The following is a 1,167-nucleotide window of genomic DNA, read 5'->3' as shown; positions in this document are numbered from 1 at the left end:
GGGGACGCTCCTATGGCGCGTCAAGTGGCTGGGGTGGGTTTTCGAGGCGTCGGTAGAGGTCTCGGGCGACGTAGCGTTTGAGGCAGCGTTTGATCTCTCGGTCGGTTTTGCCTTGGGCGCGGCGGCGCTCGGCGTAGGCGCGGGTGGCTCGTCGCGTTGGAGGCGGGTCAGGACGACGGTGTGCAGGGCGCGGTTGAGTTGGTGGTCGCCTGAGCGGTTGGGGCGGTAGCGGACGGTCTTGCCGGATGAGGCGGGGATGGGGGCGGCGCCGGCGAGCATGGCGAACGCGGCGTCGTTGTGGCAGCGTCCGGGGTGGGACCAGGCGGTGAGCACGGTCGCGGCGACGATCGGTCCGACGCCGGTGAGAGTGAGCAGGTCCGGTCGCCAGGAGCGCACGATCGTCCGGATCGCCTTCTCGTGTGCGGTGGTTTCGGCCTCAAGGAAACGGGCCCGGCGGGCGAGGTCGCGCAGCACGGTCAGGCTCGTGAACACGTCGACGTCGGCGTTGCTGGTGGGGCGTAGGCGGATGGCGGTGGTGAGCATGGCTCGGGTGCTCTGGCCGCGGAAGCGGGCCCGCACCGCCTCGGGGGCGGTGATCACCATCGCGTGCAGTTGCCGCTGAGCGGTGGCGCTGGCCTCCACGGCGGCCCGACGAGCGGTCAGCCGTGCCTGCAACGCCGCCCGTTCGGGGCCGGTCTTGGGTTGCGCCAGGCGGGTGCGGGCCAGGGCGTCGCGGGTAGCGTGTTCGGCGTCGATCGGGTCGGACTTCGCCCCGCCACGGCGAGCCGGGCGCAGCGGACGGTCCAGCTCGACGGCCAGCTCGCCGGCGTCGGCCAGGTGCCGGGCCAGGCCAGCGCCGTAGCCGCCCGAGCCCTCCAACGCCCACGCCCGCAGCCCCGAGTGCCGCTCGGCCAGGGCCATCAACTCGGCGTAGCCGTCCGGGTTGGTGTTCACCGTGGCCCGGGCCAGGACCCCGCCGGTGCGGGTGTCGAGCACGGCGGCGGTGTGGGTGTCTTTGTGCGTGTCGACGCCGATGACGACCTCGACCAGATCTGCCAGCATGGACATGCGTTCTCTCCTCACCGTGGGGACGCGAGGTCCGGTCCGGTGCGGAGATGGCAGGACTGTGATGAGACACGCCAGCCGCTAACTGGCGGTCAAGCTCCT

At 71.9% G+C, this 1,167-nt stretch carries 1 protein-coding gene; it reads right to left on the bottom strand.

The genetic code is table 11. The features are described 5' to 3' along the window. A partial coding sequence (locus ACFHW0_RS31625; protein WP_416613288.1) for an IS110 family transposase occupies positions 1–1,068 on the bottom strand: 1,068 nt, incomplete at its 3' end. Between the last annotated feature and the right edge of the window lie 99 nt (positions 1,069–1,167).

The sequence above is a fragment of the Micromonospora sp. LOL_025 genome (assembly GCF_048060285.1).
Classification (GTDB): domain Bacteria; phylum Actinomycetota; class Actinomycetes; order Mycobacteriales; family Micromonosporaceae; genus Micromonospora.
Note: the sequence above shows the minus strand (reverse complement) of the source record. Positions and strands in the feature narration are given on the sequence as shown.